The sequence below is a fragment of the Streptomyces sp. ADI95-17 genome (genome assembly GCF_003846175.1).
Classification (GTDB): domain Bacteria; phylum Actinomycetota; class Actinomycetes; order Streptomycetales; family Streptomycetaceae; genus Streptomyces; species Streptomyces sanglieri.
The window spans coordinates 838,081-860,851 of record NZ_ML123049.1; the positions used below are offsets into that span (position 1 = coordinate 838,081).

22 protein-coding genes and 1 pseudogene are annotated in these 22,771 nt (G+C 69.0%); 6 read left to right on the forward strand and 17 right to left on the reverse strand.

Translation table 11 applies throughout. From position 1 onward, the window contains the following. The first annotated feature begins 894 nt into the window (after positions 1 to 894). Together EES42_RS47345 and EES42_RS30405 are read left to right on the forward strand one after the other, a co-directional pair. Positions 895 to 1,017, forward strand: coding sequence for a hypothetical protein (locus EES42_RS47345; RefSeq protein WP_266622430.1), 123 nt, complete (start codon positions 895 to 897; stop codon positions 1,015 to 1,017). A 277-nt stretch (positions 1,018 to 1,294) separates the two neighbouring features. After that, positions 1,295 to 2,608, forward strand: coding sequence for an MFS transporter (locus EES42_RS30405; RefSeq protein WP_241196667.1), 1,314 nt, complete (start codon positions 1,295 to 1,297; stop codon positions 2,606 to 2,608). A 33-nt stretch (positions 2,609 to 2,641) separates the two neighbouring features. Here EES42_RS30405 and EES42_RS30410 read toward each other — a convergent pair whose 3' ends face one another. The 3 genes and pseudogenes from EES42_RS30410 to EES42_RS30425 form a co-directional block, all read right to left on the reverse strand. After that, positions 2,642 to 3,142, reverse strand: a complete 501-nt coding sequence (locus tag EES42_RS30410) for an ArsR/SmtB family transcription factor (protein WP_124721470.1) — start codon at positions 3,140 to 3,142, stop codon at positions 2,642 to 2,644. Positions 3,143 to 3,640: 498 nt separating this feature from the next. Then, positions 3,641 to 5,194: a PAS domain-containing protein gene (locus EES42_RS30420; RefSeq protein ID WP_164495368.1), complete on the reverse strand. Its 1,554-nt coding sequence runs from the start codon at positions 5,192 to 5,194 to the stop codon at positions 3,641 to 3,643. 671 nt (positions 5,195 to 5,865) lie between these two features. Beyond that, positions 5,866 to 6,708: pseudogene (locus EES42_RS30425) on the reverse strand (class E sortase); the annotation flags it as partial. A gap of 757 nt (positions 6,709 to 7,465) precedes the next feature. On the opposite strand from EES42_RS30425, the gene EES42_RS30430 reads away from it, so the two are divergent. Continuing rightward, positions 7,466 to 8,938: a DNA-3-methyladenine glycosylase 2 family protein gene (locus tag EES42_RS30430; RefSeq protein WP_124721474.1), complete on the forward strand. Its 1,473-nt coding sequence runs from the start codon at positions 7,466 to 7,468 to the stop codon at positions 8,936 to 8,938. 20 nt (positions 8,939 to 8,958) lie between these two features. After that, positions 8,959 to 9,483 carry a methylated-DNA--[protein]-cysteine S-methyltransferase gene (locus tag EES42_RS30435; protein ID WP_206433650.1) on the forward strand — a complete coding sequence of 175 codons (525 nt, stop codon included), beginning with the start codon at positions 8,959 to 8,961 and terminating at the stop codon, positions 9,481 to 9,483. A gap of 112 nt (positions 9,484 to 9,595) precedes the next feature. Here EES42_RS30435 and EES42_RS30440 read toward each other — a convergent pair whose 3' ends face one another. After that, positions 9,596 to 10,180, reverse strand: coding sequence for a TMEM165/GDT1 family protein (locus EES42_RS30440; protein ID WP_124721475.1), 585 nt, complete (start codon positions 10,178 to 10,180; stop codon positions 9,596 to 9,598). Between the two features lie 337 nt (positions 10,181 to 10,517). Between EES42_RS30440 and EES42_RS30445 the strand changes: the two genes are divergently transcribed. Next, on the forward strand, positions 10,518 to 10,922 hold the full coding sequence (locus tag EES42_RS30445) for a (2Fe-2S) ferredoxin domain-containing protein (protein WP_124721476.1): 405 nt from the start codon (positions 10,518 to 10,520) through the stop codon (positions 10,920 to 10,922). A 22-nt stretch (positions 10,923 to 10,944) separates the two neighbouring features. On the opposite strand, the gene EES42_RS30450 is transcribed toward EES42_RS30445, so the two are convergent. The 3 genes from EES42_RS30450 to EES42_RS30460 form a co-directional block, all read right to left on the reverse strand. Further along, a complete protein-coding gene (locus EES42_RS30450) occupies positions 10,945 to 11,718 on the reverse strand; it encodes an SIR2 family NAD-dependent protein deacylase (protein WP_124721477.1) in 774 nt (257 codons plus the stop codon). 47 nt (positions 11,719 to 11,765) lie between these two features. Next, complete coding sequence (locus EES42_RS30455; protein WP_124721478.1) at positions 11,766 to 12,986, reverse strand: hypothetical protein; 1,221 nt, start codon at positions 12,984 to 12,986, stop codon at positions 11,766 to 11,768. A gap of 165 nt (positions 12,987 to 13,151) precedes the next feature. Beyond that, on the reverse strand, positions 13,152 to 13,646 hold the full coding sequence (locus EES42_RS30460) for an NUDIX domain-containing protein (RefSeq protein ID WP_124721479.1): 495 nt from the start codon (positions 13,644 to 13,646) through the stop codon (positions 13,152 to 13,154). A 134-nt stretch (positions 13,647 to 13,780) separates the two neighbouring features. Here EES42_RS30460 and EES42_RS30465 point away from each other — a divergent pair, with 134 nt between their 5' ends. After that, entirely contained in the window at positions 13,781 to 14,896 is a 1,116-nt protein-coding gene (locus EES42_RS30465; protein ID WP_124721480.1) for a glycerate kinase, read from the forward strand. Positions 14,897 to 14,960: 64 nt separating this feature from the next. Here EES42_RS30465 and EES42_RS30470 read toward each other — a convergent pair whose 3' ends face one another. The 10 genes from EES42_RS30470 to EES42_RS44980 form a co-directional block, all read right to left on the reverse strand. Then, positions 14,961 to 15,470 (reverse strand): SRPBCC family protein, encoded by a 510-nt coding sequence (locus tag EES42_RS30470; RefSeq protein WP_124721481.1) that lies wholly within the window; start codon positions 15,468 to 15,470, stop codon positions 14,961 to 14,963. A 128-nt stretch (positions 15,471 to 15,598) separates the two neighbouring features. Next, a complete protein-coding gene (locus tag EES42_RS30475; protein WP_124721482.1) occupies positions 15,599 to 16,540 on the reverse strand; it encodes an MASE1 domain-containing protein in 942 nt (313 codons plus the stop codon). A gap of 96 nt (positions 16,541 to 16,636) precedes the next feature. After that, positions 16,637 to 17,482 carry a PP2C family protein-serine/threonine phosphatase gene (locus EES42_RS30480; RefSeq protein WP_124721483.1) on the reverse strand — a complete coding sequence of 282 codons (846 nt, stop codon included), beginning with the start codon at positions 17,480 to 17,482 and terminating at the stop codon, positions 16,637 to 16,639. Positions 17,483 to 17,606: 124 nt separating this feature from the next. Next, complete coding sequence (locus tag EES42_RS30485) at positions 17,607 to 18,005, reverse strand: DUF6221 family protein (RefSeq protein WP_124721484.1); 399 nt, start codon at positions 18,003 to 18,005, stop codon at positions 17,607 to 17,609. Between the two features lie 152 nt (positions 18,006 to 18,157). Then, positions 18,158 to 18,979, reverse strand: coding sequence for a CDP-diacylglycerol--serine O-phosphatidyltransferase (gene pssA / locus EES42_RS30490; protein ID WP_124721593.1), 822 nt, complete (start codon positions 18,977 to 18,979; stop codon positions 18,158 to 18,160). A gap of 22 nt (positions 18,980 to 19,001) precedes the next feature. Continuing rightward, positions 19,002 to 19,649 carry a phosphatidylserine decarboxylase gene (locus tag EES42_RS30495; protein ID WP_124721485.1) on the reverse strand — a complete coding sequence of 216 codons (648 nt, stop codon included), beginning with the start codon at positions 19,647 to 19,649 and terminating at the stop codon, positions 19,002 to 19,004. Between the two features lie 181 nt (positions 19,650 to 19,830). Then, entirely contained in the window at positions 19,831 to 21,036 is a 1,206-nt protein-coding gene (locus tag EES42_RS30500; RefSeq protein WP_124721486.1) for an acyl-CoA dehydrogenase family protein, read from the reverse strand. A 2-nt stretch (positions 21,037 to 21,038) separates the two neighbouring features. After that, positions 21,039 to 21,566 carry a MaoC family dehydratase gene (locus EES42_RS30505; protein ID WP_124721487.1) on the reverse strand — a complete coding sequence of 176 codons (528 nt, stop codon included), beginning with the start codon at positions 21,564 to 21,566 and terminating at the stop codon, positions 21,039 to 21,041. 2 nt (positions 21,567 to 21,568) lie between these two features. Beyond that, complete coding sequence (locus tag EES42_RS30510) at positions 21,569 to 22,588, reverse strand: HpcH/HpaI aldolase/citrate lyase family protein (protein WP_124721488.1); 1,020 nt, start codon at positions 22,586 to 22,588, stop codon at positions 21,569 to 21,571. Beyond that, positions 22,585 to 22,771 (reverse strand): hypothetical protein (locus tag EES42_RS44980; RefSeq protein WP_164495369.1); only part of this gene is annotated, 187 nt, incomplete at its 5' end. The genes EES42_RS44980 and EES42_RS30510, both read right to left, overlap by 4 nt.

Below are 22,771 nucleotides of genomic sequence, written 5' to 3' on the forward strand. Positions count from 1 at the left end.
TTCACAGCTTGAACTCCGGGGTGAAGGTAAGGCGCTTCGGCCTCAGCGCCGGGTCGGATCCGGCGGGCGGGACTTCGAGGACGGCCTGGTGGATGGGGTCGGTGATGGCCATGCCGACCGAGTGCGACAGTCACCTGCCCGCTGGGCGAGCCGGGCGACGGGGAGGAAGGCGGGTCGTAATCGAGGGGCAGGGCAAGGGGAACGCCCCGTGAGGCAGGTGGAGGTGACGGCCCGGGTTCCCCCGGGCCGAGACGGCCGTCGGGGACGCAGATCGCGCGCGGCCCGATCACGCGTACTCAAAAGGTGGCACGTATGTCCCGCGCCAGCTTCGGTACCCGACGCCGACCCATGCAGGTCGTGGCGCTCTGCACGAGGCCAGAGCCCTTCGGTCAGCAGCCGTTCGGCCAGCCTGTCGTCCCTCTGACCCAGGGCCTTGTTACCCGCGGACGCGAGGCGCTCAAATTCATGAACGTCCAGATCCCCGTGCTGCACATTGAACTGATAGCCGTCCTGCTTGGTCACCAGGATCTTTTCGGCCACGACTTTTGTTGGCCACCCAAGGGTGCGGGCCAGGAACTTGTGAAGCTGTACGTTATAAATCTGAAGTGCGGTCCGCATACTCACCGGTGGTCGGTCGCCCCATATCTCCTGAGCCATCGCGGAAAGGGGAACCGTTCGGTTCGACGGCAGGGCGAGCAAGGCAATCATTTGGCGTGGTTTTGGTGCGGTGAGTGGAGCGGTGTGGCGTAATTCTGGACCTGTCGTCAGCCGGAGTGACCCCAGTACGTCTATCCGGATGCGCTTAGAGCTCCAAACGTCCGTCACTCCTATTACCTCGATCCAGTCGCAGAAATTTGCGAAGCAAAGCATGAGTAATGACTGCCGGTTTGCGAAATGACGACGATGATGGATTGGCGCAGCTTTACTGTCGATCATCCGTTCCCTCGCGGCAAGGGCGCCTATGAAGCCAGCGGTTCATTCGGCGGCAAATGGGCGCATTCGGGCCGCTGCGGCTGACCCTCGCATCTCGCCGGGGTAGCGGCGGGTAAATATGCCACTGACCTGCGGCGAGTGCGGGTGTACCTAGCGGGTTTATGCGACGGGTCACTCTCGTTCCGGCAGAGAAGCCTCGATCGCGCTCGGGCGACATCGATGCAGGTCGCGGACCGGTCCGTGGTTCTCTTCGGGGGTGGTGAGTGGAGTTGCCGAAATGACCAAATGGCACCACTGAAATCCCCGGGGCACTTTCGCGTTGACGTGCGGCGCAGGGTATTCACGCGACAGTCCTGCATGTGTGGTTGCGCGTGCAAGTGAATGGCAATCACCAATCACTTGCACCATGCTAGCAGCCATGTACCGAGAATCCCTCTGGTTCCATCAAGAGTTCCGTCAGCTGTGGGCGGGGCAGACAGTCAGTCAGTTCGGCACGTACGTGGGGCAGACCGTGCTGCCCCTGCTCGCGGCAACGACGCTGAAGGCGTCGCCGTTCCAGATGGGGGTTCTGACCGCGGCCGGGACAGCCGCCTTCCTCCTGATCGGTTTGCCCACCGGGGTGTTGGTGGATCGCGTACGACGAAAGCCTGTGATGCTGACGGCCGACTTCACCCGGGCTGCTTTGCTTCTCACCGTTCCACTTGCCGCCTGGGCCGATGTGTTGACGCTCACTCAGCTGATCGTGGTGGCTTTGCTCGCCAGTGCGGCCACGGTGCTTTTCGACGTCGCCTACCAGTCCTATCTGCCGTCCTTGGTCGGGCGCGCCCAGCTCATGGAGGGCAACACCAGGCTTCAGTCGAGTCTTTCCGCCGCTGAGGTCACCGGCCCCGGCGTCGGCGGCGGGCTCGCGCAACTGGTCGGCGGGGCGACCGCCGTCCTGACGACATCTGTCAGCTATCTGATCTCCGGCCTTCTGCTGCTCCGTATCAGGACCCCGGAGCCCAAGCCCATGGGCCACGATGGCAATCGGGTACGCACACAGATGAAGGAGGGGATGGGGTTCGTACTCGGAGAGAAGTCGTTACGGGCCATCACTATCTCCACCGCCCTCTCCAACCTGGCAATCACGGTTCTGCTGTCGATGCAGATCCTCTTCCTCACGCGGGACCTCGGTCTGACGCCGGGCGCTGTCGGTGCAGTCCTGGCACTGAGCAGTGTGGGCGGGTTGCTCGGGGCGCTCACCGCCGGTCGCTGCGCCAAGTGGATCGGCCCCGCCCGCGCCATCTGGCTGATCCCGCTGGTCATCTCGCCCGTGGCGCTGGTCGTACCCCTCGCCGAGCCTGGCCGGCTGACCGTCCTCTGCGTTCTCGGCCTTGCCCTGCGGGCGTACGGCACCACGGTCTTCAACGTTGTCAACGTCAGCTACCGGCAGGCGATCTGTCCCCGCCGGCTGCTGGGACGGGTCAACGCCACCGTACGTTTCATCACCTGGGGTGCGATGCCCGTGGGCGGTCTGCTGGGCGGTGTCCTCGGGGGCTGGATCGGCGTCCGGGCCACCCTGTGGGTCTCGTGCTCCGCGCTCGCCCTGACCCCTCTGCCGCTCCTCCTGTCCCCGCTGCGCACCCTGCGGGAGTTTCCGGCGGTTCAGGAGGAAGAGGTCCCCTCCCGTAGCTGAGCCGCGTCTTTCACAGGCACGGACGGACGGCGATCACAGGCTCGGGTAGAGGGCGATGTACACCGCCGTCCGCTCGGTGTCCGGCGCGACGGGATCATGGTCGAACTCCTCGAAGAGCTCATCCAGTCGCCGTTCGTACTCCTCCCGCCGCTCCGGTGTGAGATCCAGCACGAAGCGGACCTGGTCGACATCCTTCATGTCGAGCTCGCCCGCCTCGGAAAGAAAGGCCTCCAACATCGCCTCGGCGATGGGTTCTTCGCTCCGGGGTCCCCGGGCCCAGGGGAGGCCCTTGGACCGATAAGGGATCTCCTTGGCACCCCGATTCCCCCGACGAGGGGACTGCGGTTCCAGGAGCCCCGCATCCACCAGCTTGCGTACGTGGTGAAGTGTGGTCGCCGGATCCCGGCCCAACCGCTCGGCCAGCTCCTTGTTCGTCATAGCCTGCGTGCGCGTGAGCCGGATGATGCGGAGCCGCACCCCCGATGCGAGGGCGCTCGCTCGAACCTCGGCGGCGTCCCGGCGCTGATTCGTCATGGCTCGACCCTAAGAGCTCCTGACACGATCTTGTAACCTCAGGCGCTGCATCGCTGACACATGGCCGCCTACCCGCCCGCGATACTTGGACTATGGACAGCTACGAGGGCACCACGACGCCTGAGTGGTGGGCCGACCGATCGACGTGCTGATACGGCTCGTTCGAATTCCTCGAAACTGCGGGAGCTGTTCGACGCGCATGCGTACGCGGAGTTCGAAGAGGTACTGGAGGCACGGGGCTGACCCGTGTCGGAAACCGACTCCGCGGCCTGCTCACGCTGACGAGGGCCAGAACCGCCTGCCAGTTCTCAACCGAGGCATCAGGAACAACCACGTCCGGCGGCGACCCCGTCAAATCCGGGTCGAACAAGCTCACTACGTCGTCCCACAACAAGTCGGGCATCACGCCAGGCTGCCCCGGACCTCACCAGAACGCAGCCCGATTCCCTTGACGAACCCCATAGCGGCACCCCGCGGAGACACGGCCGGAAGAGCCGCTCAGTTGGGTCGATTCCGGATACCCGTGAGCAGTACGGCAAGACGCTTGCGGGCTGAGCCGCCGTCACCCTCGCCCTGGCGGGCACTGTGCGGGGTGAGGGGACGGGACATGCCCTCCGCGCCGCTCTGATGGCGCCCCGCACTGTGGTGTGGCCCGGTAGCGGTGGGGGGCACTGCGCGCCGTTCCGGCGTGGGGGAGCCATCCCATGCGCGCGGGGGGAAGGCCGGATCGTCGGTGACATCCTGTGGAATCGCTTCGTCGGCCGAGGCGGCCCGCAGGAGAGCACTTCTGAGGGGGCGTCCGGAGAGAGCGGCAAGCGACTGCTGCTCCGGGGGCCTCCGTTCACGCTGGGCGCGCACCGCTGCGCCGATGATCCACGAGCCGGCCACCGGGGAGATCTGACGCGAGGCGTCTTGTCGTGCGGCAATGGGCGAGGGGCGGTGGGCGAGGGCCGTGGCGATGCGGTCGCGATCCGCTTCGACACCGACCGGCGGCGCATGGGCCGCGAACCGGGTCCGGCCGGGGCCGGTGAATTCAGCGGCCGGCCCGATACCGGATCCGACAACTCCGTCGAGACCTGCGGTGTTCCTGGCGAGGGCCTTGTCACTGGTGTTCTTTTCCCGCTCCAGGCGCAGCTGTTCCTGCAACGCTGCGAGCTCGGATTTCAGTTGTTGATGCCGCTCGGAGAGTTCGTCGTACTTCTTCTTCTGCCGTGTCGTCTCAACGGCATGCTCGCCGATCAACTTCTCGAACGGACCGCGGTCGGTGAAAGCCATGATGGTGCCCACGAGCTGCTCGCCGTCCCAGACCGGAATGGTGGTCACATCGGCAGATATCCGGTCACCGGCCTTCGTCCACAGCGCCTGGTCGTGGGCTTGGCACTTGAGCCCGGAGACGAGCGTGGCAGCCAGGGGCGTCTCCACGAACGGGTTCGGCTCGCCGTTCGCCGTCGAGTGCAGCACCAGCGGGTGCAGTTCCCTGCCGTCGAGGTCGCTTGCGCGGAAGCCGAGGATGCGCGCGGCTGCCGGATTGACGAGGACGACCCGCCCCTTGGTGTCGGTGCCGATCAGTCCCTCGGTCGTCGCGCGGAGGATCACTTCGGTCTGCCGCTGGGAACGGACAAGCGCGGCTTCTGTGTCGCGTGCGCCGGTGAGATCGCGGACCATGAGCAGGAGCAACTCGTCGTCGGAGTGGTTCCGGCCGGGATCGTGCAGCGCGTGTCCGGTCTCAAGATTGGTGGTGATCACCTCGGCGGGGAACTCGCCACCATCCGTCCGATGGGCCGTCATCCGGGGCGGGTTGTCGCGTCCCCACCGGATGATGTGATCGTCGGCGCCGCGCAGCGTTCCCGAGATCATTCGCGACCCGTGGTCCGGCAGCAGATCGCGCAGCCCGTGTCCGACGAGCGGAGTTCCGGGTGCCTCGAACATGTCGTGGGCGGCGGCGTTCGCGCTGATGACGGTTCCGTTCCGGTCGATGAGCAGGAGGCCATCGGGAAGGGCGTCGAGTACGGCGGCGAGGTGCGTCCCGCCTTGGAATGACCTGCTGTTCACGACAGAATTTCCTTCCCGAGTCCGTGTGCCTGGGATCCGTTGTGGACACGCCGCTGTGCGCTTGTCGACACAGGTGTGGGTGACATGTGGTGGCGTGGTCGGCAGGCTCCGACAGCAACAACCTAACCCCGTCGCACACCCCGGAAAGGCGGCTCGGACACTGCCCGCGCCATTCTTACGGATGCCTTAAGCAGGGGATCAGGTTGGGCTAACGACGCTGATGTGCCGCTGCCTCCGAAGCGATACGCAGAAGGCCGCGAGGCGGCATTCCCGTGAATGGGTGGGGTGTTGTGTGCCGTCGTCGGCGTACCCGACCCGGTCCGGAAGGAAGTGTCGAGCCGAGCCGACGCGTCACCCGGGTACGCGGAACCCCTGGGTGTGCAGCTCATGCCGACTGCCGGTCATATGGATGAGATAGGGGTAGCGAGTCGCAATCGATACCGTTATCGCCCAACAGCGGCGAGAATGCGACTAATAGAGAGGGAGAGAGGCGCGCTGCCCTTCAGCGACCTGATCGGTTCGGACCGGTCAAAGGCACGGGTGACCGCAATCCGATGTATCCCTCAAGGTATCCAGAAGAACGGACCGCCGGCTTTCCGAGTGGGCGGGCGCTGGGCAGGCCGCCGCCGATGACCCCGAGGCGGGCATCGCGGGCCGGACCACCCGGTGCCTCATCGCTCCTTGAGCGCCGCAGGTTCGCCCTCGGCGCGCGGCCGCACCTCGGCCATCTCGCCCCAGACGATCATCCGGTACGTACTCGTGAACTCCGGTGTGCAGGTCGTCAGTGTGATGTAGCGGCCCGGTTCGGTGAATCCCGAGTCGGCGGGAACCGGGTCGAGGACGGCGATGTTCTTCGGTGTGGTCTGCGGCAGGATGCTCGCCATCTTGTACACGTAGTACGTGTCGTGCGTCTCGACGACGATCGGGTCGCCCGGCTTGAGATGGTTGATGTACCGCAACGGCTCACCGTGCGTGTTGCGATGTCCGGCGATCCCGAAGTTCCCCGTCTTCGCCCCGGGCATCGCAGTGGGGATGCTGGCCTTGTCGTAGTGGCCGACCATGCCCCGGTCCAGGACCTTGGTCTTGCTGATGCCCTCCGCGATCGGCGCGACCACGTCCAGCTTGGGTATGTGCAGGATCGCGAAGCCCTGACCCGGTTCGAACGTGTCCCGTCCGCTCGCGCCGTCCGCCCAGTCACGCTCCAGCTCGCGACGGGCGCTGCCCGTGATGCTGTGGGCGCGTACGTTCGACCACCACAGCTGATACGAGGTGAAGAGCAGCATCAACACGCCTGTGGTGATGAGGACTTCGCCGCCCACCCGGCCCGCGATCGTGGCGACACCGGGCTTCTGCGCCCGTGCGGCCCGCCGGGCCTCGACGCGCGTCATGGGAGCCGGGGGAGCGAGTGGGGTGCGGGACCTGGGCGAGGCATGTCGTTTCGCGGTGCGTCTCGGGGACGGCGCGGTGTGCCGCCCGGCCCGCTTCGCGGCCTTGCGGCGCGCGGCCCGCCCGCCCTCGGGCACCGGCCCCGTCATGCCGTGGCCTTCGACACGGCCGGCCGGCGAGGAGAGACGCGGCCGGCGCGCGGGAGAAGCCGGATCACCGGTCGTTCACCGTCGTACCGTGGGTGAATCCTGCCGCCGACGCAACCGAAATCGGCGCTTGACGCCATGGATTTCCTGGCAGAAGTCGTCCTGTCCGGTCGTGCATGACTTCCTTGGTTCCTGATCCTGTTCATTTGCCGGAGTGCCGCCCGCCGATTCCTGAGAAGCGTTCTGCCACGGGTCGGAAGAGATGCGGGGGCTCGCGGACGGCGCAGTCGGCGATTCCTGATGGCTCGTCGGCCGCCGGCTGCCGACGATATCCGATTCTGCCGCGTCAAGTTCACCCCGGTCCAGCCGCTTCGGGGACGTACCGAGAATTGGGCTGTGATGTGCGGGGCGATGCTTATTTGATCCGAAAGCGAGATTCAAGAGAACCTTAAGGATCTCCTGATTGGCCGCCGGCCGCGTTCGGACGAATCCTGATCCGCCGGGTCCGATTCCGCGGAAACCCGCCACCGTCCCGAAACTCGATGCAGTTCAGGAGCAGGGGTGCGGCCCGGTGCGCAGGCGTCGAGGCCCTAGCCCCGGGCCATCGTGGACAAGCGGCTTGTCGAGTGTGATCCGCTTCTGGACGAGGTCGCCCGACTCGTCGGCCGTGACGGCCCGGCTCGACGTCGATGTCGGATTCTCGCCAGCTCCCGGGTGCCGGGTGACCGATGCTTGAGGCATGCACACCGACACCGAGCGCTGCGTGCGGGCCGTCCGTTCCAAGGACGCCCGCTTCGACGGCTGGTTCTTCACGGCGGTCCTGACCACCCGGATCTACTGCCGCCCCAGCTGCCCGGCCGTGCCGCCCAAGGTCGAGAACATGACCTTCTACCCCAGCGCCGCAGCCTGCCAGCAGGCCGGGTTCCGGGCCTGCAAACGGTGCCGGCCCGACACCAGCCCCGGCTCCCCGGAGTGGAACGCCAGGGCCGACTCCGTCGCCCGCGCGATGCGGCTCATCCGGGACGGTGTCGTCGACCGCGAGGGCGTCCCCGGGCTCGCCGCCCGACTCGGCTACTCGGCCCGGCAGATCGAACGCCAGCTGCTCGCCGAGCTCGGCGCCGGCCCGCTCGCCCTGGCCCGCGCACAGCGCGCCCAGACCGCCCGACTGCTCATCGAGACGACCGGACTCCCCATGGCGGAAGTCGCGTTCGCCGCCGGGTTCTCCTCGATCCGCACCTTCAACGACACCGTCCGCCAGGTCTTCGCGCTCGCCCCGGGCGAGCTGCGCAGCCGCGCCACCCGGTCCCGGACGCCGCCGGCCACCCCGGGCGTGATCGCACTGCGGCTGCCCTACCGCGCCCCGCTCAACCCCAGCAACCTCTTCGGCCACCTGGCCGCGACCGCCGTCCCCGGCGTCGAGGAGTGGCGCGACGGCGCCTACCGCCGCACCCTCTCCCTGCGGTACGGGCACGGCATCGTCAGCCTCACCCCGCACCCCGACCATATCGCCGCCCGGCTCTCCCTCACCGACCCCCGCGATCTCACCCTCGCGATCAGCCGCTGCCGCTGGCTGCTCGACCTGGACGCCGACCCGGAGGCCGTCGACGAGCAGCTGAACGCGGATCCGCTGCTCGCCCCACTGGTCCGCAAGGCACCGGGCCGACGCGTGCCGCGTACCGTGGACGGCGCGGAGTTCGCCGTACGGGCGGTGCTCGGCCAGCAGGTCTCGACCGCCGCCGCCCGCACCCACGCGGCCCGGCTGGTCCGCGCGCACGGCCTGCCGGTCGATGACCCGGACGGCGGCCTCACCCACCTCTTCCCGGACCCCGGGGCACTTGCCGGGCTCGACCCGGAACAGCTCGCGCTGCCGCGCAGCCGCCGGACCACCCTCACCACCCTCGTCGGCGCACTCGCCGACGGAACGCTGCGCCTGGGCACCGACACCGACTGGGAGCAGGCGCGGGCCGAACTGACCGCACTGCCCGGCTTCGGCCCCTGGACCGTGGAGGTGATCGCGATGCGGGCGCTCGGCGACCCGGACGCCTTCCTCCCCACCGACCTCGGCATCCGGCGCGCCGCGGAGGAGCTCGGCCTGCCCTCGACACCCGCGGCGCTCACCGCCCGCGCGGCCGCCTGGCGCCCCTGGCGGGCTTACGCGGTCCAGTACCTGTGGACCGTGGACGACCACCCCATCAACCACCTGCCCACCTGAGAGAGCCGGGAAGTCCAGCCATGACCGATCCGCATCCACCCGCAGTGACCCGGCAGCACACCGTCGTCGACAGTCCGTACGGCCCGCTCACCCTCGTCGCCACCGACGGTGTCCTCGCAGGCCTCTACATGACCGGCCAGCGGCACCGCCCGCCCGAGGAGACCTTCGGCGAACCCGACCCGCGGCCCTTCGCGGAAGCCGTCCGCCAGCTCGACGCCTACTTCGCGGGGGAGTTGCGCACCTTCGACCTGCCGTTGCGCCTGGAGGGCACCCCGTTCCAGCGCAGCGTCTGGGAGCAGTTGCGGCTGATCCCGTACGGCGAGACCCGCTCGTACGGCGAACTGGCCGAGAACCTCGGCAGACCGGGTGCCTCACGTGCGGTGGGGCTGGCCAACGGCAAGAACCCGGTGGGCATCATCGTCCCCTGCCACCGAGTCATCGGCGCCTCGGGCAGCCTCACCGGCTACGGCGGCGGACTCGACCGCAAGCAGCGGCTGCTGGCCTTCGAGAGCGGTACGCAGGACGACACCCCGGCGCTCTTCTGAAACGCCCTCCTCCGAGCCCGAGGAGACGAAGAGGACCCGAGGAGACGAAGAGGACGGGCCCGGACACCAAGGTCCGGGCCCGTCCCCAAGTCACCTGCGGGTGCGGCGGCCGTCAGCCGGTGAAGATCTCCACCAGGGTCCAGACCGCCAGCCCCAGCATGCAGAGCCCGCCGATCCGCTGGACCGTCTTGAGCGGCACCCGCTTCGCGATGAACCGGCCCGCCAGCAGCGCCAGCGCCGACACGGACATCAGAGCGGCCGCGGACCCGATCGCCGTGGACCAGGTGCCGTTGCTCGCGGCCAGGTTGGCCGTGGTGATCTGGGTGAGGTCGCCCCACTCGCTGATGAAGACGGCCATGAACGCGGTCGAGTAGACCGGCCAGAAGCCGGTCACCGTCTTCGTGCCGCCGTCCTCGTCGTCGTCGCCGCCGCCGGAACGCAGCAGCATGAAGGCCCCGAACGCGAAGAGGGAGGCCGAGACGAGCTTGACGATCCAGTCGGGCAGCAGCCCGATCAGGCTGCCCGCCCCCACCGCGATGGCGACATGGACGATGAACGCGGACGACGTGCCGAACCAGACGTACAGCGGTCGCATGCGGGTGCCCATGGCGAGCGACGCGAACATCGTCTTGTCGGGGAGCTCCGCAAGGAAGATCAGACCGAAGGCGGTGAGAATCGCCCAGGGGTCGAGGTGCATTCCGGGTGGCTTTCTGTGAGAGCCGGGCCCCGGGCCTTTCGCGAAGCGCCACTCGGGCGTCCGGAGGACCACTCGGCCCGGCATGACGTCAGCGCCCACTGGACGCGGGCGTGTCATACCTGACCGAAGGTCTCGCCCGCCCGTGACGATCCACGGGCCCGGCCACCGGGAACCCGGGGGTTCCAGTGTGTCGACGACCGGTTTGCGGGGCTACTCCCCTTCGCAGCCATCAACTGTACCCCACCCGCCAACGGGGGAGAGCAGGTGTTCGACCCGGCGGCGGGGATCGGTACAGTCCCCTGGTGATCATCCGCGCCCGCACCGCAAGGGTCCCCGCATGAGCCGCCGCACCCGGAGGGCGGCTCCCGCCGGGGGCACGCCCAGGCCCACCGTCAGCGTCTGCCGCGGCTGCTGCTGCGGGACGCCCAAGATCCCGGACGTGGACCACGCCGGCCAGCTCGCCGAGCTGCGGCGCTCGCTCGGCGAGGCCGCGACGGTACGTGCCGTGGAGTGCCTGGACGCCTGCGAACGGGCCAATGTCGTCGTGGTGCAGCCATCGGCCGAGGGCCGCCGCGCGGGCGGCCGGCCGGTCTGGCTCGGCCTGGTCAACGACCCGGACGCCGTGACCGACATCGTCACCTGGGTCGAGGCGGGCGGTCCGGGGCTGGTGGACCCGCCGGAGATCCTCGACCTGTACACGTTCCGCCCCTCACGGCGCATACAGCAGGAACTCGACCACTGACGCCGCCCGGCCGACCACGGCACTAACCGTCCCCTCGGCCTCCGGAAGACCCGCCGCAACCCGCGCCCGGCCCCGTACCGGAGGCCAGCCGCCCCAGCAGTGCGGGCAGCGCCGTGCCGATGGGCTCGCGGATGATCGTCCCGGCCAGTTCGTCGTACGGGGTCGGCTCCGCGTTCATCATGACGAGCCGCGCCCCGTGGTCCACCGCGACCCCGGCCAGCGAGGCGGCGGGATGCACCTGGAGCGACGTTCCGACCGCGATGAACACCTCGCAGGCCTTCGCGATCGACACCGCCCGACCCAGCACCACCGGGTCGAGCCGCTCGCCGAACATGATCGTGGCAGGCTTCAGGATGCCGCCGCAGACCGTGCAGGACGGGTCGGCCTCTCCCGCGTCCACCCGGGCCAGCGCCTCGTCCATCGCGGAACGGGCGTGACAGCGGGTGCAGACCACCTCATGGACGGTGCCGTGCAGCTCCAGGACCTTGCGGCCGGGGAGTCCGGCGCGCTGGTGCAGCCCGTCGACGTTCTGCGTGATCACCCGCACCGGGGTGCCGGACCGCTCCAGCTCCACCACCGCGCGATGGGCCGCGTTGGGCTCCGCGGCCAGGGCCACGCCGGCGCGCCTCATCAGCCAGGAGCGGCGGCGGATCTCCGGATCGCCCATGTAGAAGTCGTACGTGACGAGCTTCTCGGCCTCCGGGTCCTTGCGCCAGAGCCCGTCGGGCCCGCGGTAGTCGGGGATGCCGGAGTCCGTGGAGATGCCGGCGCCGCTGAAGATCGCGACGAGAGTCATGCCGCGAGCGTAGGCGGCGCCGGTCACCGTCCGCGAGACGATTTCCGTCAGGCCGCCGGACCGGCGGGCCTGAACGGTGACGGGGTCAGGCCCGTCCAGGTGTTCAGCTCGGCCCGCGCCGTCTGCTTGGTGACGCCGCCGTCCTGGAGCGTGCCGCTGCGCGCGACGTAGAACCGCCCGTCGTCGAGCGACACCAGGCCGTACTGCCCGTACTGTCCCGGCGCCGGCCATCCGTACGTGTCCGTGGCGGCGTCGTGCGCGCCCTTGCGCAGCAGCGGGAGCAGCAGGCCCCGCTCGGGGCGCTGCTGCCCGCGGACGAGGCCGCGCACCGGCTTGCGCGCACCGTCCAGCGCGAAGACGGAGTAGTTGGGGAAGCCCGGCTTGGTCCCCTTGTAGACGGCCATCAGCCAGTTCCCGCTGTGCCCGTCGTACTCCAGGTTCTGCACGCCGTACGTGGTGTTCCCGGTGTACGCGAAGAACTTGCCGTCGGTGCGGCCGGGCCCGCTGGTGTGCGGGGCCGACTCGGTCAGCGGGCGCTCGTACTTCTTCCACCGGGTGACGTCGTACTGGAGCAGCACCTGGTGGTCGTTGTCCGCGCGGCCCGCGTTGGCGTACACGCCGTACGCGACCGTCAGCCGCCGCGCGGCACGCTTGCCGCGCTTGTCGCCGAACGCCGGACCGAAGGCGACGCCGTCGATGCCGCTGCAGCCGTAGCGGTGGTCGGGGGTGTTGCCCGTGTCGCCGTCGAAGACCCCGTCGCCGTTCATGTCGGCGGTGAAGTCCTTCACGACCTCCTTGAGGTAGACGGTCGAGACGACCCCGGTGGACTGGGCGTCCATGTTCATCCGGGTGATGCGGTCGACGTCGAGGATCGCGATGTAGAAGGACTTCGCCTCCTTGTACTCCAGCGAGCCGTAGACCCGGCCGTCCTTCTCGTTGAAGTCCAGATCGCCGAGGTGGCCGGTGAAGCCGGTGACCGAGCCGACCGGGTTGCCCCTGAGGTCGGTCTTGACCAGCAGATTGGTCATGGAGAAGTACATGAAGCCCTTGCGGCGGTCGATGGCCATGCCCTGGACATGGCCGGACTGCCAGGCGCCGCCGTCGACCGACAGCGGCAGCCTGCTGTGTGCGGTCCGGGCCGCGGCCGCGGCCGCGGCCGATGCCGGGTCCGCGAGTGCCGTCGAGGCCGTGGCGACAACTGCCGTACAGGCGAGCGTTGCGACGATCGTGGCCAGTCGCCCGCCGAGGTGTCCCGTGTGCGTACGCATGATCCCTCCGCTGTCGTGGAGTCCGGATGATGCCGGTCGAGCGTGCACTGCGGACCAATGACACATGAACTCGGGAGTCCGGCAGCCGTCGACCGGACTACCAGCTGACGAGCGGTCAGCACAACGGGACAGAAAGGCGATCCGGGACGAATCCGCCCTGGGGCGTCAGCCGTCCACCGGACGGCCGTCCTCCAGCTCCGCCGCACCACCACCGGAGTCGAGCACGTCCAGCGCGGCCTTCAGGCGCAGCGCGAGAGGGCCGAGCAGATAGCGGTCGAACTCGGCGCGCTCGACCAGCTTCCAGGACAGCAGCTCCTCCTCCTGGAGCCGGATCGCCTTCAACTGAACCTCGTCCAGCACCCCGCCGTCGTACAGGTACGCGGCGATCGGCGGGCGTCGAGAGCTGCGTGCCCAGTCGATGGCGAGCAGCCGCCCCGGCGCCAGATCGAGGCCGATCTCCTCGGCCGTCTCGCGTCGCGCGGCCTGCCGCGGGCTCTCGCCGTCGTCGGACTCGATCGTTCCGCCGGGCAGCGCCCAGCCGTCCCGGTAGTTCGGCTCGACGAGCAGCACTCGCCCCAGGCCGTCCCGGAACACGGTGGCCGCGGCGGCCAGCACCCGGGGGAGCCCCGCGATGTAGGAGGTGTAGTCAGTGGTGGTCACGCGGGCAGCGTAGTGGCAGGGGCGGGCCCGGACGAAGACGGCTCTGGGCAGCGGGTATCCGCTGCGGATAGGGTCGGGGGCGGCGCGACTGCCTGTTCGAAAGCAAGGGATGCAAGGTGGCGGACGGAGCAGTGATGGAGACCGCACGCGTGCTCGTCGCGGCGGACAAGTTCAAGGGCTCGCTCACGGCCGTACAGGTCGCGGAGCGGGTGACGGCCGGGCTGCGGCGGGTCGTCCCCGACGTGCGGGTCGAGACCCTGCCCGTGGCGGACGGCGGCGACGGCACGGTGGCGGCGGCGGTGGCCGCCGGATTCGAGCGCCGCGAGGCGCGGGTGACCGGACCGCTCGGTGATCCGGTGACTGCGGCGTACGCGCTGCGAGACACCACGGCGGTGGTGGAGATGGCCGAGGCATCGGGCCTCCAGCACCTGCCCGCAGGGGTGTTCGCCCCGCTCACGGCCACGACGTACGGCTCCGGCGAACTGCTCGCCGCCGCACTCGACGCGGGCGCCCGGACGATCGTGTTCGGTGTCGGCGGCAGCGCCACGACGGACGGCGGCGCGGGCATGCTGGCCGCGCTGGGCGCCCGCTTCCTCGACGCGGACGGCAAGCCCGTGGGCCCCGGTGGCGGTGGGCTCGCCGACCTGGCGGAGGCGGATCTGTCCGGCCTCGATCCGCGACTGGCCGAGGTGGACCTGATCCTCGCCAGCGACGTGGACAACCCGCTGACGGGACCGAAGGGCGCCCCCGAGGTCTACGGCAGGCAGAAGGGCGCGACCGAGCAGGACATCGCGACGCTCGACGCCGCGCTCGCCCACTACGCGGCCGTCCTCGGCCCGGACCACGCCGCGTTGCCTGGAGCGGGCGCGGCGGGCGGCATCGGCTACGGGGCGCTGGTCGCCCTCGACGCCCGCTTCCGCCCCGGCATCGAGGTCATGCTCGACGTCCTCGGCTTCGCCCCGGCGCTGGCGCGCGCCACGCTGGTGATCACCGGGGAGGGCTCGCTCGACGAGCAGACCCTGCACGGCAAGGCCCCGGCGGGAGTGGCGGCGGCGGCCCGTGCCGCGGGGATCGAGGTCGTGGCGGTCTGCGGCCGCCTCGCCCTGTCGCCGGAGGCCCTGAGCGGGGCGGGCATCCGCCGCGCGTACGCCCTCGCGGACCTGGAACCGGACCCCGCGGTCTCGATGGCCCAGGCGGGGCCGCTGCTGGAGCGGGCGTCCGAGTCGATCGCGCGCGACTTCCTGGTGTAGCTCCGCGGTTGCCTCCGGTGGCCGGGCGGAACGCTGATGTCGCGCCCCGCCCGGCCACCGGAGATCAGCCCGGCCACCCCACGGAGGGTGCCGTGTCCTGACCGTCCCCGGTGTCCCGGCCGTCCCGCGCACCGTCCCGGCTGCTCAGCAGATCGGCCAGGCTCTGGAGTTCGCAAGGCAGGTCCCGGCGCCAGGCCATCGTCACGAACGGCGCGAGAAGTATCATGCCGCCGTCCAGATGGGGCTTGACCGAGACGGTGACCGTCGTGCCCAGCCGGCCCGGACTCAGCCGGAACTCCAGCTCCGGGGAGTGGCGGCCCAGTGGCGTCCACATGCCTGCACCGCGGAAAGCCAGGTACTCGACGGGGGTGCTCGCGGTGCACCGGAGGCGGTGCGCCCGTCGTCTGCCCGGAAACTTGCAGGTGTACTCGTCACCCAGCTCGGTTGCGATCGGGCCCTCGATCACCCGGTCTATGCTCGATGACCACTCAGCCAGGTTCCGCGGATCCCGGAGGAACGAGAAGACCTCGCCGGCGGGGCGGGACACATGGACCTTCGCAGACACATGGGGCATGGCTCCACCTCTTACGGCGTCCGTACGCCCGACCTTCGGCGTCCGGTAGCCCTCGTCGCGGTGCCGTCGCCCATCAGCCTGCTGCGGATCGCGGGCCGGCGCACCCGTCACGGGACCGATGGAGTGACTCAGGGCTCCTGACGGGTCACTTTCTCGGAGAGCTGCGTGCAGAGTCGCTTGATCTCGCGATAAGTGCGGTTCCGCTCGGTGACGACCGCGGCCAGCAGCAGGGAGGTGAGCGCGGTGGTGCCGTTGAACGCCTGGAGAGTGATCATGTTGGTGAGCAGGCCGTGGTGGGCGAAGGGGCCGGTCATCCGTCCGGCGGCGAGGATCGCGAGCGTGGACACGCCCAGCGCACAGCAGGCGGCGCCGGCCCGCTCGAAGCGGAAGGCGGCCCAGATCAGGAACGGGGAGACGAGGAAGAGCAGCGAGGCACCGGCGCTGTCGGTGACCAGCACGGTGACGGCGGCGGTGCTCACCGCCAGCGCGGCGGCCTCCGCCCATCGGGCCGGGCCGATCCCGTACGGCCGGCGGATCCTGCGGACGACGAGCAGGAACGGCGTCACGACCATGACTCCCATGGCGTCGCCCGTCCACCAGACCGACCAGGTAGACCAGAATCCGGCGTCCGGGAGCGCGCCCGAGACCGCCAGGGCTCCGGTGCCCGCGGTCGCGCTGATCAGCATGCCGGCCAGCGCCCCCAGGAAGACCAGCGCCAGCGCGTCCCGCAGCCGGTCGACCTCGTTGTGGAAATCCGCGCGACGCAGCAGCAGATAGGAACAGACCGGGGCGATCGTGTTCCCGACGGCGATGAGCAGTACGGGCAGTACGGAGGGCCCGATGGCGATGTTGACGGCGAGGGCACCGAGGGCGATGCCGGGCCAGATCCGTATCCCGAACACCAGCAGTGCCGCGACCGCGATCCCGGTCGGCGGCCACAGCGGGGTGACCTGGCCGCGCACCAGTTGCTGGAGCAGTCCCAGACGGGCCGTCGCGTAGTAGCAGGCCGCCACCGCGAGGACCGTCAGGACTTCGACCGCGTGTTGTCGGAGCCGTGCTCTGTCCACCATTCCAGCATCGGCCACCACGCCGCTGTGTGCCGCCGGGGGCGCGCGGAGCCGGTGAACGCGGTACGTCCCCCGCCCCTGCCCGGGTACGCGAACGGGTCAGGCCCCGTCCACCGGCCGGGTCGTCCCCGGCGGGCCGTCGTAGCGGACGACGAGCACGGCGGCGTCGTCCTCGTGACCGGTCAGGTCCGCCACCTGGATCACCCGCTCGGCCAGCTCGCCGGGGTCGGCCCCGTCGGCCGCGGCGACCACCTCCGCCACCGCGTCGAGCCCCTCGTCGATCGGGTACGACGGCCCCTCCACGACCCCGTCGGTCAGCAGGACCAGATACCCGGGCCGCACCAGCCGCCGGCGGGTCACGGGGTACCACTGGTCGTGCAGGATGCCCAGGGGCACCCCGCCGTCGTCCTGGGAGATGCCGGAGTCGCCGTCGTCGGTGCCCCATACGATCGGCACGTGTCCGGCGCGTGCCACGAACAGCTCGCCGCTGTGCGGGGCGATGCTCACCAGGCAGCAGGTCGTGAACAGGTCACCGCCCAGCGAGATCAGCAGATCGTTGGCGCAGGACAGCACCGTGCCCGGGTCGGTCGTGACGCTGGCGAGCGCCCTGAGGCTGGCGCGGGCCTCACCCATGAAGGCGGCGGCCTCCACCCCGTGCCCCTGCACATCGCCGATGGTGATCCCCGCGACCCCGTCCCGCATCGGGAACGCGTCGTAGAAGTCGCCACCGACAGCCATTCCGTCCTGCGAGGGCGAGTACCGGGCGCCGATCCTGATGCACGGGAAGTCGGGCAGCTCGGTGGGGAGCATGTGCCGCTGCAGGGCCAGGCCCATCTCCGCCCGGGCGCGCTGGAGCCTGATGTTCTCCAGGGCCTGATCGACAAGACGCCCAAGAGTGAGGAGGAGCTCCTGGGTGTTGTCGGATGTGTTGCGGTGTCGGTGCATGGCGTCCCTGCACGGTGCGATGCGATGGGCTCCTTCTGAAACCTTAGCCCGCCTGCTGCCATCCGCAGCGGGCCCGTGGCCGGGGCACGGAGCCCGCGGCGAACGGCCGGGGGCTGCTGGAGCGCTACTGGATGAACCGGGGGAGCCACCTGGCCCGGTACCCGGGATGGCCGGCGTGTTCCGCGGCCAGTTGCCGGACGGCGAATCCCAGCCCGACGGCCCGCCCGGACCGGAAGTCCTGGTCCGGGCGGTCGGTGTCCAGCCCGGCGACCTCCGCGTACTCGTTGAGGAGCACCCTGCTCGTCTCGATGCGGCGCATCGTGCGTGCGGGGTCCTGGAAGGCGATGTGCTGGTCGAAGCCGAAATTCCGCACGCTGAACGCGATGCCCCCGGAGCGGTCATGGACCTCGCCGGGCACATCGGCCGGGCACCGCCAGCTGTCGCCGCCCGCCGCCTGCGCGATGCGTTCCTCCTCGGCGAGGCGTGCGCGCACGAAGTCGATCATGTCGGAGTTGTCTGTCATCGGGTTCCGAGTCCTTCATCATCAAGGCCTGGTTCCGGGGACGGCGCCCGCAAGCCGGTTGGGCCCCAACATACTGGGCGGAGCGGGGCGGAAACGCGGAAGGACCCGGGTGCTGGGGAGCACCCGGGTCCTTCTGTGTGTCGTGCGTGCCGCTACGGCAGCTGCGCCGTCCGTGCCTCGCGCCGGTTGTCACGGAAGGAGTTCACCCGCCGGGCCGTCGCGAAGAGCGGGATGACCGCTCCCAGGACCACCTGGAGCGCGCAGCCGGTCTGGAGGAGCAGCTGCCCGCCGGGGGCGTCGAACGCCCACGCGGCGAGGAGCCCCATCGCGGCCACGATCCAGCTGAGCATCGCCACCGCGAGGACACCCCGCGGCTTCGGATACTCGACCCGGCTGACCATGAGCCACGCCACTCCGACGATCGCGAGCAGCGTCGGCACGAAGGGCAGCTCCAGGAGCACGATCGAGACGACCGTGAGCGCCCCGAAGGGGCTCGGCATGCCCTGGAACATGCCGTCCTTCATGGTCACGCAGGAGAATCTCGCAAGCCTGAGCACCACCGCCAGCAGCACCACGATGGCCGCCAGCGCGGAGACCCGCTGGTGTGCGTCGTCCGCGACCATGCCGTACACGAGGACGAAGTACGCCGGGGCGAGCCCGAAGCTGATCAGGTCCGAGAGGTTGTCCAGCTCGGCCCCCATCGGAGAGGAGCGCAGCTTGCGTGCCACGAGCCCGTCGAAGAGGTCGAAGACGGCCGCCAGGAGCATCAGGATCACGGCGGTGGCGGCGGAGTGCCGGGCCATGCCGCTCTCGTCGCTGCCGGTGAGGTGCGGGATCAGGATTCCGGTGGTGGTGAAGTACACCGCCATGAAACCGCACGTCGCGTTTCCGAGCGTCAGGGTGTCCGCTATCGACAGCCGCAGAGAGAGCGGCATGTCCTCGCCGGCGTCCTCCTCGGATTCGGCCTCGGGCACCCAGCCTGCCTGTGTGTCGGGATCAATCACGGTCAATTCGAGTCACCCCCGCGGTGGTGGCCTGGCCGACCTCGACCGCGACCTCGACACCTTCCGGAAGGTAGATGTCGACCCGTGAACCGAAGCGGATCAGGCCGATGCGCTCGCCCTGCTCCACCTTCGTGCCCTGCGGGACGTACGGGACGATGCGCCGGGCGACCGCACCCGCGATCTGCACCATCTCGATGTCGCCGAGCTCGGTGTCGAAGTGCCAGACAACGCGCTCGTTGTTCTCGCTCTCCTTGTTGAATGCCGGAACGAACCCGCCGGGGACGTGCTCGACCGAGGTCACCGTGCCGGCCAGGGGCGCACGGTTGACGTGAACATTCAGCGGGCTCATGAAGATCGCGACGCGGGTGCGTCCGTCCTTCCACGGCATGATGCTCTGCACCACACCGTCGGCGGGCGAGATGACCCGGCCCTGGGTGATCTCGCGCTCGGGGTCGCGGAAGAACCACAGCATGCCCGCCGCGAGCGCGGTGGTGGGCACGGCTACCGCGGCCCAGCGTCCGGACTTGCGGGCCCGGGCGAGGCTGAGTGCCGCGGTGGCGACGGTCGGGAGGAGCCACGGCGAAGCTCCGCGCGCAAGGCGGACCCCGCCGCGTGATGCAGAGGTTTGGCTGTCGGGCATGGATGACCTTCGTAGCGGATGATGCCGCGCTGGCAACGGGGGACGGCGGCTTTTCCGGCGATGTTATCGGTTGCGAGCAACAACTGGGCAAGCCAGCAGCCGAGTCGGACGGTGGGAAGGCACCGCCCGAGGGTGACAGGGTGTGATCTTCTTCGCGGCTAAATCGCCTCGAAAGGGACAATCACCCCTGGAACCGGTACTCCTCGAGGAGTCGGCGCCCGATGATCATTTTCTGGATCTCGGCGGTACCTTCACCGATAAGCAGCATCGGGGCCTCTCGGTAGAGGCGCTCGATCTCGTACTCCTTGGAGAAGCCGTAACCGCCGTGGATACGGAAGGCGTCCTCGACGACTTCCTTGCAGTACTCGGAGGCGAGGTACTTCGCCATCCCTGCCTCCAGGTCGTTTCGTTCCCCGGAGTCCTTTTTGCGCGCTGCGTTTACCATCATTGCATGGGCGGCTTCTACCTTGGTGGCCATTTCGGCCAGCTTGAACTGGATCGCCTGGTGCTGGGCGATCGGCTTTCCGAAGGTCTGGCGCTGCTGGGCGTACGAAACACCCAGCTCGAATGCACGCTGTGCGACACCGCAGCCACGCGCCGCCACATTCACCCGGCCGACCTCTACTCCGTCCATCATTTGGTAAAACCCTCGGCCGGTGGTGCCGCCCAGAACCCGATTGGCCGGAATTCGTAGCCCGTCCATGATGAGTTCGGTCGTGTCGACACCCTTGTAACCCATTTTGTCGATCTTGCCGGGAATGGTGAGACCGGGCCGGACCTCGCCGAAACCGGGCTCCTTCTCGACCAGGAACGTGGTCATCGACTTGTGCGGGGCGGTCCCCTCGGGGTGGCCTTCGTCACTCCGGCACAGGACGGCGACGAGCGTGGACGTGCCACCGTTCGTCAGCCACATCTTCTGGCCGTTCAGGACGTACTCGTCGCCGTCCCTGACGCCCTTGGAGCTGATCGCCGAGACGTCCGAGCCCAGCGCCGGCTCCGACATCGAGAACGCGCCCCGGACCTCGCCCAGCGCCATCCGCGGCAGGAACGTGTCCTTCTGCTCCTGGGTGCCGTGCTGCTTGAGCATGTACGCCACGATGAAGTGCGTGTTGATGATTCCCGACACGCTCATCCAGCCGCGGGCGATTTCCTCCACACAGAGCGCGTATGTGAGAAGCGACTCACCCAGACCCCCGTACTCCTCGGGGATCATCAGCCCGAACAGGCCGAGTTCCTTGAGTCCCTCGACGATCTCGGTGGGGTACTCGTCACGGTGTTCCAGCTGGGTCGCGACCGGAATGATCTCCTTGTCGACGAAATCCCGGACCGTGGAGAGGATTTCCTGCTGGACGTCGGTGAGACCGGCGGTCTGGGCGAGTCGCGTCATGGCTACTTCTCCACGTTCTTCTGCGAAGGCTGGTTCAGCTCCGGGCGGCCCGGCTGCTCGCCGCCGCGCTCCTTGATGTACGTCTCGGTGGGGACCATCACCTTGCGGCGGAACACACAGACGAGCGTCCCGTCCTGCTTGTACCCCTTGGTCTCCACGTAGACGATTCCGCGGTCGCTCCTGGACTTTGACGGAGTCTTGTCGAGAACGGTCGTCTCGCCGTAGATCGTGTCGCCGTGGAAGGTCGGCGCGACATGCTTCAGCGACTCGACCTCAAGATTGGCGATCGCCTTTCCGGAGACGTCCGGAACGGACATGCCGAGCAGCAGGGAGTAGATGTAGTTGCCGACAACAACGTTCTTTCCGAAATCGGTTGTCCGCTCCGCGTAGTTGCTGTCCATGTGCAACGGGTGATGATTCATGGTCAGCAGACAGAAGAGGTGGTCGTCGTACTCGGTGACCGTCTTACCGGGCCAGTGCTTGTAGACCGCACCGACCTCGAACTCCTCGTATGTGCGTCCGAACTGCATGGTCAGGCCTCCGGCGCTTCGAACTTGGAGGTGCGCTGCATGCCGGCCGCGCGGCCCTTGCCCGCGATGACCAGGGCCATCTTGCGGCTCGCCTCGTCGATCATCTCGTCGCCCAGCATCGCCGAGCCCTTCTTGCCGCCCTCCTCGGAGGTGCACCACTCGTACGCGTCGAGGATCAGCTCGGCGTGGTCGTAGTCCTCCTGCGAGGGCGAGAACACCTCGTTGGCCGCGTCGACCTGACCCGGGTGCAGTACCCACTTGCCGTCGAAGCCCAGCGCCGCCGCCCGGCCCGCGACCTCGCGGTACGCGTCCACGTCACGGATCTGCAGGAAGGGGCCGTCGATCGCCTGGAGGTCGTGGGTACGGGCCGCCATCAGAATGCGCATCAGGATGTAGTGGTAGGCGTCCGCGCCGTAGCCGGGCGGCTGCTGACCGACGACCAGGGTCTTCATGTTGATCGACGCCATGAAGTCGGCCGGGCCGAAGATCAGCGTCTCCAGACGCGGCGAGGCGGCGGCGATGTCGTCGATGTTCACCAGGCCCTTGGCGTTCTCGATCTGCGCCTCGATGCCGATCTTCCCGACCTCGAAGCCCATCGTCTTCTCGATCTGGGTCAGCAGCAGGTCGAGGGCGACGACCTGCTGGGCGTCCTGGACCTTGGGCAGCATGATGCAGTCGAGGTTCTGGCCGGCGCCCTCGACGACCGTGATGACGTCGCGGTACGTCCAGTGCGTGGTCCAGTCGTTGACCCGCACGACCCGGGTCTTGCCCGTCCAGTCGCCGTTGTTCAGCGCGTCGACGATGGTGTGCCGGGCGCCCTCCTTGGCGAGCGGCGCGCAGGCGTCCTCCAGGTCAAGGAAGACCTGGTCGGCCGGGAGGCCCTGGGCCTTCTCCAGGAACCGCGGGTTCGAGCCGGGCACGGCCAGGCACGAGCGGCGCGGACGCAGGCGGGAGGTGCCGTCCCGCAGGGACGTCTCTTGAGGGTGGTGGTGGGAGACGGGCGGGCGGTTGACGGCAGTCATGCGGGGACCTCCAGAGGGTCGAGCTTGTTCGCTTTCCGGATCTCGTCGACGATACGGCCGATGATCTCCGTGATACCGAAGTCCTTCGGGGTGAATACGGCGGCGACACCGGCTCCGATCAGGGCCGACGCGTCGGCGGGCGGAATGATCCCGCCCGCGATGACCGGGATGTCGGCGGCGCCC

What these genes read in the sequence shown, in the direction of transcription:
- EES42_RS30465 (WP_124721480.1), top strand. Translation starts at nt 13,781, where the DNA reads ATGGAGACCGCACGCGTGCTCGTCGCGGCGGACAAGTTCAAGGGCTCG.
- EES42_RS30495 (WP_124721485.1), bottom strand. Translation starts at nt 19,649, where the DNA reads ATGCCCGACAGCCAAACCTCTGCATCACGCGGCGGGGTCCGCCTTGCG.
- EES42_RS47345 (WP_266622430.1), top strand. Translation starts at nt 895, where the DNA reads ATGACGACGATGATGGATTGGCGCAGCTTTACTGTCGATCATCCGTTC.
- EES42_RS30445 (WP_124721476.1), top strand. Translation starts at nt 10,518, where the DNA reads ATGAGCCGCCGCACCCGGAGGGCGGCTCCCGCCGGGGGCACGCCCAGG.
- EES42_RS30510 (WP_124721488.1), bottom strand. Translation starts at nt 22,588, where the DNA reads ATGACTGCCGTCAACCGCCCGCCCGTCTCCCACCACCACCCTCAAGAG.
- EES42_RS30470 (WP_124721481.1), bottom strand. Translation starts at nt 15,470, where the DNA reads ATGCCCCATGTGTCTGCGAAGGTCCATGTGTCCCGCCCCGCCGGCGAG.
- EES42_RS30500 (WP_124721486.1), bottom strand. Translation starts at nt 21,036, where the DNA reads ATGACGCGACTCGCCCAGACCGCCGGTCTCACCGACGTCCAGCAGGAA.
- EES42_RS30430 (WP_124721474.1), top strand. Translation starts at nt 7,466, where the DNA reads ATGCACACCGACACCGAGCGCTGCGTGCGGGCCGTCCGTTCCAAGGAC.
- EES42_RS30440 (WP_124721475.1), bottom strand. Translation starts at nt 10,180, where the DNA reads ATGCACCTCGACCCCTGGGCGATTCTCACCGCCTTCGGTCTGATCTTC.
- EES42_RS30450 (WP_124721477.1), bottom strand. Translation starts at nt 11,718, where the DNA reads ATGACTCTCGTCGCGATCTTCAGCGGCGCCGGCATCTCCACGGACTCC.
- EES42_RS30505 (WP_124721487.1), bottom strand. Translation starts at nt 21,566, where the DNA reads ATGCAGTTCGGACGCACATACGAGGAGTTCGAGGTCGGTGCGGTCTAC.
- EES42_RS30475 (WP_124721482.1), bottom strand. Translation starts at nt 16,540, where the DNA reads ATGGTGGACAGAGCACGGCTCCGACAACACGCGGTCGAAGTCCTGACG.
- EES42_RS30435 (WP_206433650.1), top strand. Translation starts at nt 8,959, where the DNA reads ATGACCGATCCGCATCCACCCGCAGTGACCCGGCAGCACACCGTCGTC.
- EES42_RS30485 (WP_124721484.1), bottom strand. Translation starts at nt 18,005, where the DNA reads ATGACAGACAACTCCGACATGATCGACTTCGTGCGCGCACGCCTCGCC.
- EES42_RS30480 (WP_124721483.1), bottom strand. Translation starts at nt 17,482, where the DNA reads ATGCACCGACACCGCAACACATCCGACAACACCCAGGAGCTCCTCCTC.
- EES42_RS30410 (WP_124721470.1), bottom strand. Translation starts at nt 3,142, where the DNA reads ATGACGAATCAGCGCCGGGACGCCGCCGAGGTTCGAGCGAGCGCCCTC.
- EES42_RS30455 (WP_124721478.1), bottom strand. Translation starts at nt 12,986, where the DNA reads ATGCGTACGCACACGGGACACCTCGGCGGGCGACTGGCCACGATCGTC.